This is a genomic window from Phenylobacterium sp. (assembly GCF_044371015.1).
Taxonomy (GTDB): domain Bacteria; phylum Pseudomonadota; class Alphaproteobacteria; order Caulobacterales; family Caulobacteraceae; genus Phenylobacterium.
In genome coordinates this window covers 1-6,853 of sequence record NZ_JBILUK010000170.1, presented here as the reverse complement: position 1 = coordinate 6,853, position 6,853 = coordinate 1, and the positions used below count along the sequence as shown (strand labels likewise).

The following is a 6,853-nucleotide window of genomic DNA, read 5'->3' as shown; positions in this document are numbered from 1 at the left end:
TTCTCCCGGCTCCGCGTCACTGGACTTCCAGGCCCGTCGCGACTAGAAGCCGCCGCTTTCCCGCGCCGCCGTCCGATCCGGCCGCCGGGAGCGAGGCCCAAAACTCGATGAAACGATCCCCGACATCCGGAAAGCCCTCCCCCAAGGGTCCGTCGCAACGCCAGCTCCGCGCGGGAGAACTCGTCCGCCATGCGCTGGTCGATGTGTTCCGCGAGGAAGATATCGCCGATCCGGATCTGGCCGGCGTGGCGGTGACCGTCACCGAGGCCCGGGTCAGTCCCGACCTGCGCCACGGCGTTGTGTTCGTCGAACCGCTCGGCGGTGAGCGACACGCCGAGGTGGTGGCGGCGCTCAACCGGCATGCCAAGTTCATCCGCGGCTGTCTGGGCCGGCGCATCGACCTGCGCTTCACACCCGACCTCAAGTTCCTGCACGACGAGAGCTTCAACGAGGCCGCCCGCATCGGCCGCCTGTTCGACGATCCGCGGGTGCGCCAGGATTTGCGGCCCGATCCGCCCTCGGACTCCTGGAAGGACGAGGACTGATGGCCCGGCGCCGCAAGGGCCAGGCCGTTTCCGGCTGGATCAATCTCGACAAGGGCTACGATCTGGGCTCGACCACGGCGGTGACGCGCGTACGGCGTCTGTTCGACGCTCAGAAGGCGGGCCACGCGGGCACGCTCGATCCGCTGGCCACCGGCGTCCTGCCCATCGCGCTCGGCGAGGCGACCAAGACCGTCCCCTTCCTGATGGACGCCGACAAGAGCTATCGCTTCACCATCGCCTGGGGCCGCACCACCGCCACCTACGACCGCGAGGGCGAAACGCTGGCGACCTCCGACGTGCGCCCGGGGCCTGATGCGGTGGCCGCTCTGCTGCCCCGGTTCATCGGCGAGATCGATCAGATCCCGCCCGCCTACTCGGCCATCAAGGTCGATGGCGAGCGCGCCTACGACCTCGCCCGCGCCGGCGAAACGGTGGAGCTCGCGGCCCGCAAGGTGGTGATCCACGCCGCCCGGCTGGCCGAGGCGCCCGACGCCGATCACGTCACGCTGGAGATCGACTGCGGCAAGGGAACCTATGTTCGCGCGCTGGTCCGCGATCTGGCCGAGGGCCTGGGCGCCTGCGGCCATGTGAGCGCCCTGCGCCGCACCCGGGTGGGGCGGTTCCACGAGGCCGACGGCGTCACACTGGATATGCTGGAGGAAATGGGCTATGAGGCCCGCCGTTCGGAGGCATTGCTTCCGGTCGAGACCGCACTGGACGACATCCCGGTGCTGGCCGTGACCGACGAAGACGCCTTCCGATTGAAGCAGGGACGATCGGTCGTTCTCGTTCCCCGACAGGTGGAAATGGTCAGAGCCGGGCTCAAGCCGGGCTCGCGCACCGTTTCGGCGATGGCGGGCGGGATGATGGTGGCGCTCTGCGAGATGCGTGCGGGCCGGCTCGAGCCCAGTCGCGTCTTTCATCTGTAGCCGAGCTGGAGACCCCGATGTCGATTACGACCGAACGTAAGGCTGAAGTGATCAAGACCCATGCCCGCGGCGAAGCGGACACGGGCAGCGCTGAAGTCCAGGTGGCGATCATGTCCGAACGGATTGCGAACCTCACCGAGCACTTCAAGACGCACAAGAAGGACAACCACTCCCGTCGTGGGCTGCTCAAGCTGGTGTCGGCCCGCCGGTCGCTGCTTGACCATCTGAAGAAGTCCGATGTGGGCCGCTATCAGAAGCTGATCGAGACGCTCGGTCTGCGCCGCTAGACCCGCCGCTGACCCCGGCGAAAGCCGGGGCCCAAGCGGAACGCGCAACACCCCAGGCGCTCATCTGGGTCCCGGCCTCCGCCGGGATGAGCGGACTGAAGACAGAAGGCCGCTCCTCCGTCATGGGCCGGAGGATCGATGCGGCGAGCGGCGCGGGCCATGTGGCCCAAGCGTCCATCACACGCCGAGGGTTCGAGAGAAATCCTCACCGTCCATGCCATTGGAGAGGATTTCGGAAAGCCGATCCCTGTCCGCCCCCGCTCGGGAATACGCCCGCGGGATCAGAAAGAAGCAAACATGTTCGATATCAAGAGAAAGACCATCACGTGGGGGGGCAAAACCCTCACGCTGGAAACCGGTCGCATGGCCCGTCAGGCCGACGGCGCGGTGCTGGCGACCTACGGCGAGACCATGGTGCTGGCCACCGCCGTCTACGCCAAAAGCGCCAAGCCCGGTCAGGACTTCTTCCCCCTGACCGTGAACTATCAGGAAAAGTTCTACGCCGCCGGCAAGATCCCCGGCAGTTTCCCGCGCCGCGAAGGCGCGCCGAGCCAGAAGGAAACCCTGACCAGCCGCCTGATCGACCGTCCGATCCGCCCGCTGTTCGTCAAGGGCTTCAAGAACGAAGTGCAGGTCGTCACCACCGTGTTGGCCCACGACCTAGAGAACGATCCCGACATCGTCGCCATGGTCGCCGCCTCGGCGGCGTTGGTGATCTCCGGCGCGCCCTTCATGGGCCCGATCGGCGGCGCGCGCGTCGGCTTCATCAACGGCGAGTATGTCCTCAACCCGACGCTCGAGGAGATGAAGGACAGCCGTATGGACCTCGTCGTCGCCTCCACCAGCGACGCGGTCATGATGGTCGAGTCCGAGATCCAGGAGCTCACCGAGGATGAAGTCCTCAAGGGCGTGATGTTCGCCCATGCCGGAAACCAGGAGGTGATCGAGGCGATCATCGAACTGGCCGAGCATGCGGCCAAGGAGCCCTTCGACTTCCAGCCGGACGACACCGACGCCATCAAGGCCGAGGTCAAGAAGCTGATCGGCAAGGATCTCGCCTCCGCCTACAAGATCGTCGCCAAAGGCGAGCGTCAGGACGCGGTCGCCAAGGCCAAGGCCAAGGCCAGCGAGAAGTTCGCCAAGTCGGAAGCCAACCCCACCGGCTACGCCCCAGACAAGCTGGGCGGCGTGTTCAAGGAACTGGAAGCCGACGTCGTCCGTCGCAACATCCTCGACACCGGCGTCCGCATCGACGGCCGCAAGGTCGATCAGGTGCGCCAGATCGTCGGCGAAGTGGGCGTTCTGCCCCGGGCCCACGGCTCAGCGCTGTTCACGCGCGGCGAGACCCAGGCGCTGGTGGTGGCCACTCTGGGCACCGGCGACGACGAGCAGATGATCGACGCCCTTGAGGGCAAGTACTATGAGAAGTTCATGCTGCACTACAATTTCCCCCCCTTCTCGGTGGGGGAAACGGGCCGCATGGGCGCGCCGGGACGCCGCGAAGTCGGCCACGGCAAGCTGGCCTGGCGGGCGATCCGTCCGATGCTCCCGGCCTATGACGAGTTCCCCTACACGATCCGTCTGGTATCGGAGATCTTCGAGTCCAACGGCTCCTCGTCGATGGCCTCGGTCTGCGGCTCGTCGCTGGCGCTGATGGATGCGGGCGTGCCGCTGAAGAAGCCGGTGTCGGGCATCGCCATGGGCCTGATCCTGGAGAGCGACGGGTTCGCCGTTCTTTCGGACATCCTGGGCGACGAGGATCACCTCGGCGACATGGACTTCAAGGTCGCCGGCACCGCCGACGGCATCACCTCGCTGCAGATGGACATCAAGATCGCCGGCATCACCGAGGAGATCATGAAGCAGGCCCTCGCTCAGGCGAAGGGCGGCCGCGATCACATCCTGGGTGAGATGAACAAGGCCATGGAGGCGCCCCGCGCCGAGCTGGGCGAGTTCGCGCCGAAGATCGAGACCATCAAGATCCCGGTCGACAAGATCCGCGAAGTGATCGGTTCCGGCGGCAAGGTGATCCGCGAGATCACCGCCGAAACCGGCGCCAAGGTCGACATCGGCGAAGACGGCACGATCAAGATCGCCGCCGCCGACCAGGCCAAGATCGACGCGGCCCGCGACTGGATCAAGTCGATCGCCTCGGAGCCGGAACTCGGCGCGATCTACACCGGCAAGGTGGTCAAGATCGTCGACTTCGGCGCCTTCGTGAACTTCTTCGGCGCCAAGGACGGCCTGGTTCATGTGAGCCAGATCGCCAACGAGCGTGTGAACAAGGTCTCCGACGTGCTGACCGAGGGTCAGCAGGTGAAGGTCAAGCTTCTCGGCTTCGATGACCGGGGCAAGACGCGCCTCTCCATGAAGGTCGTCGACCAGGAAACCGGCGAAGACCTGTCGGCCAAGCAGGCCGAAGCCGCCGACGCCTGAGCCTGAGGCTTGCGTGAATTGAGAGGGGCGGCCGGAGCGATCCGGCCGCCCTTTTTCTTGCGTCCCCCACCACCGGAATGAATCACCCTCGAAGCCTGGTCGCCAAACGCGCCGGGTTCAAAGGCTGCTGGAACGGAGTACCCTGTCCCGGGCGGTTCCGACACGAACCGCCGCAGGCTGGAGGCTTGAAGCCATGAGTGACGCCATCGGGCCGGGCGATCTTGTACTGTGCGTCAACGCCGGCCCCAACCACGCCACGGGGCGGCCCTCGAACCTTCGGGCCGGCGAGACCTATCGCGTGCTCACCGTCATGGACTTCGCCTGTCCCTGTGGTCGGTCCGACGCCCTGCTCGACGTTGGCGTGGAGTTCGCCTGGTGCCAGACCCGCTTCAGGTTGCTGCCGAAGCCCAGGGCCCAGGCCAAACCGGTCAAGGTCTCGGCGCCCCGCGAGGTGGAGAAGGTCCGCTGATCTTCGCCTGAACCCTACGCCTTGCCCGTCGACCCAAAGCCGCCCGCGCCGCGCGCGGTCTCATCCAGGGTGTCGACCTCCGTCCAGCGCGCCTGGATCACCGGCGCGATGACCAGCTGGGCGATGCGGTCGCCGCGACGGATGACGAACGGCTCGGCGCCGTGATTGATCAGGATCACCTTCACCTCGCCGCGATAGTCGGCGTCGACGGTGCCCGGGCTGTTGAGGCAGGTGATCCCGGATTTCAGCGCCAGCCCGGAGCGCGGCCGCACCTGGGCCTCGAACCCGGGCGGCAGGGCGATGGCGAGCCCGGTCGGCACGGCGTCGCGGGCGCCGGGCGCGAGCGTGACCGGGGCGTCGTCCGCCACGGCCGCCCGCAGGTCCATCCCGGCGGCCTGATCGGTCTCATAGGCCGGGAGCGGCAGGCCGCGCCCGTGCGGCAGGCGGACGACAGCGATTTGGGGTCCCGGCGCCACAGGCTTCTCCACGTATGAAAACGACCGGCGTTCGCACGCCGGCCGCTCTCATGTCCAGTGACGGTGGCGCGCAGATCAGGCGGCGGCGCGGGCCAGTCGCCGTTTCGCCCGCAGCGTCGCGCCGGCCAGGCCGAAGCCACCGATCATCAGCGCCCAGGTCGCCGGCTCAGGAATGGCGAGGTTGGCGTTGTGGCCCACCAGGATGTCGACCTTGTTGAGCTCGGCGGAGGTTGCGAAAGTTCCCGAGAGCGCCAGATCGCCCGAGAGAACGAAGTCGGTCTTGAAGTTGTAGCCTGTCACCGCCCAGTAGTTGGTCGCGTTGTCCAGACCGCCGAGTGTCGACGTCGGCAGGGCCACATTGTTCAGCTTCAGGTTCTTGAGCGTGATGAGACCGGCGCCGGCAGCTCGGTCGGTGATGGCGATCTGCAGCGTGTTGAATGACAGCGCGCTGATCGTCGGCGACAGATTGGCCAGAAAATTGTTGTAGACCGTCGTTGTCGACTTCAGCTTTCCGATCAGCTGGTCGGTGTCAGCATCGTATTCCAGCGAGAAGGCGTTGTCGCCGTTCTGAGTGTAGGTCACCTGGCCGTTGGAGCGGTTGCCGCCCACACCCAGGTCCGACTTGCCGACAAACAGCTCCGCTTCCGAAGGGCGATTGAAGGCGCGCAGCCGCTCACCGCCGGCTTCGCTGGTCAGGTAGGCGGTCGCGCTCGGGCCCGAGACGACGACAGCGGCCTGCGCGCCGCTCGCGGCGACCAGGACGAGCAGGGCCGCAGGCGCGGCGAGGAGGAGGTTGCGAAGCATCAGCACTTGCCCAGCTGTTGTGGCGTTGATGGCGCGGCCTACACCAGCGATGTGACGGAAATTCAAGCGACGGGATGTCGCAGGCGGCTGCGCGGTGGTTAACCCCCCAGGGCGTCGGCCATCCGTGCGGCGATCCGCCGCGCCAACTCACACATTGGCGAGATCGGGGTCAGTACCCTTAGGGCTTTGCGCCAGGTCCGATCACGTCTCGAAATGCGCGGCGCAGTTCCGCGACACCGTCTCGAAGGTGGCAGCGGCCATGGGCTAGAAGCACTCGCTCAGGCGCCCAGCTGATCATCGTCTCAACGACATCTCGGAGATGGGCGCGGCGGAGACGGAAGCTGACGGCCATGTCGCGAGGCATCCGCCCGTCGGGATCGCAGACGCGGCCCAGCTTCAGCAGCGGCAAGCTCCATAGGGGCATGTTCGCAGGTTCGAAATTCTCGATCAGGTCGGTCAGGATCAGGCTGCGGCTCGCGCGATGGAAGAAGACCAGTTCACGATGATAGCCGGAATCGGCGAGGCGCTGGTCAATCTGCCCGGCCCATTCAGCAGGCGCGGCATCGGTCAGCACATGATCCAGGTGCAGCCGAACCCCTCGGCTTTCCGCCCGAACCGCCACGCCTGGGCTGCCCCAGGTGATGGCCTGCGGGAAGCGCGCCTGCCAGTCAGGCGCCCACGCGTAGTGAATCCAGTTTGGCGCGATCAGGTGGCGTACGGGACCAAGGTCGGCCACCGCGTCGGCCAGCCCGCCCGGATCGAAGATTGGCGAGTGCACCCAGACGCCCCCGCACGAGAGCCGCACCACGATCATGCGAGTCGGAAACGGCAGGCCATAAAACCGGATCCAGCCACCGTCGACGAGCCAGATGTCAGGGGCGACGGGCTTGAGGGTGTAAAGCGGCTC

Annotated in this window: 8 protein-coding genes; 5 read left to right on the top strand and 3 right to left on the bottom strand. The window is 66.6% G+C overall.

The genetic code is table 11. The features are described 5' to 3' along the window. Window positions 1-107 precede the first annotated feature (107 nt). The 5 genes from rbfA to ACIQ3R_RS13195 all read left to right on the top strand — a co-directional run bounded on the left by rbfA (window position 108) and on the right by ACIQ3R_RS13195 (window position 4,666). A complete protein-coding gene (gene rbfA / locus ACIQ3R_RS13215) occupies window positions 108-545 on the top strand; it encodes a 30S ribosome-binding factor RbfA (RefSeq protein ID WP_397419237.1) in 438 nt (145 codons plus the stop codon). Beyond that, window positions 545-1,474, top strand: coding sequence for a tRNA pseudouridine(55) synthase TruB (gene truB, locus ACIQ3R_RS13210; protein WP_397419235.1), 930 nt, complete (start codon window positions 545-547; stop codon window positions 1,472-1,474). Before rbfA ends, truB begins: the two co-directional genes overlap by 1 nt. A 17-nt stretch (window positions 1,475-1,491) precedes the next feature. Next, window positions 1,492-1,761: a 30S ribosomal protein S15 gene (gene rpsO, locus ACIQ3R_RS13205; protein ID WP_397419233.1), complete on the top strand. Its 270-nt coding sequence runs from the start codon at window positions 1,492-1,494 to the stop codon at window positions 1,759-1,761. A gap of 297 nt (window positions 1,762-2,058) precedes the next feature. Further along, window positions 2,059-4,197 carry a polyribonucleotide nucleotidyltransferase gene (gene pnp, locus ACIQ3R_RS13200; protein ID WP_397419231.1) on the top strand — a complete coding sequence of 713 codons (2,139 nt, stop codon included), beginning with the start codon at window positions 2,059-2,061 and terminating at the stop codon, window positions 4,195-4,197. Window positions 4,198-4,390: 193 nt separating this feature from the next. Then, window positions 4,391-4,666 carry a hypothetical protein gene (locus ACIQ3R_RS13195; protein ID WP_397419229.1) on the top strand — a complete coding sequence of 92 codons (276 nt, stop codon included), beginning with the start codon at window positions 4,391-4,393 and terminating at the stop codon, window positions 4,664-4,666. Between the two features lie 14 nt (window positions 4,667-4,680). Here ACIQ3R_RS13195 and dut read toward each other — a convergent pair whose 3' ends face one another. The 3 genes from dut to ACIQ3R_RS13180 form a co-directional block, all read right to left on the bottom strand. Next, the gene (gene dut / locus ACIQ3R_RS13190) at window positions 4,681-5,142 is read right to left on the bottom strand and encodes a dUTP diphosphatase (RefSeq protein WP_397419227.1); all 462 of its coding nucleotides are present in this window, start codon (window positions 5,140-5,142) and stop codon (window positions 4,681-4,683) included. A 75-nt stretch (window positions 5,143-5,217) separates the two neighbouring features. Continuing rightward, window positions 5,218-5,946, bottom strand: coding sequence for a PEPxxWA-CTERM sorting domain-containing protein (locus ACIQ3R_RS13185; RefSeq protein WP_397419225.1), 729 nt, complete (start codon window positions 5,944-5,946; stop codon window positions 5,218-5,220). Window positions 5,947-6,124: 178 nt separating this feature from the next. Beyond that, window positions 6,125-6,853, bottom strand: a 729-nt coding sequence (locus tag ACIQ3R_RS13180; protein ID WP_397419223.1) for a DUF4336 domain-containing protein, incomplete at its 5' end; no start/stop codon positions are given.

Excerpts from the sequence above, each read along its gene's own strand:
- ACIQ3R_RS13185 (WP_397419225.1), bottom strand. The coding sequence starts at position 5,946 with ATGCTTCGCAACCTCCTCCTCGCCGCGCCTGCGGCCCTGCTCGTCCTG.
- ACIQ3R_RS13195 (WP_397419229.1), top strand. The coding sequence starts at position 4,391 with ATGAGTGACGCCATCGGGCCGGGCGATCTTGTACTGTGCGTCAACGCC.
- rbfA (WP_397419237.1), top strand. The coding sequence starts at position 108 with ATGAAACGATCCCCGACATCCGGAAAGCCCTCCCCCAAGGGTCCGTCG.
- truB (WP_397419235.1), top strand. The coding sequence starts at position 545 with ATGGCCCGGCGCCGCAAGGGCCAGGCCGTTTCCGGCTGGATCAATCTC.
- pnp (WP_397419231.1), top strand. The coding sequence starts at position 2,059 with ATGTTCGATATCAAGAGAAAGACCATCACGTGGGGGGGCAAAACCCTC.
- rpsO (WP_397419233.1), top strand. The coding sequence starts at position 1,492 with ATGTCGATTACGACCGAACGTAAGGCTGAAGTGATCAAGACCCATGCC.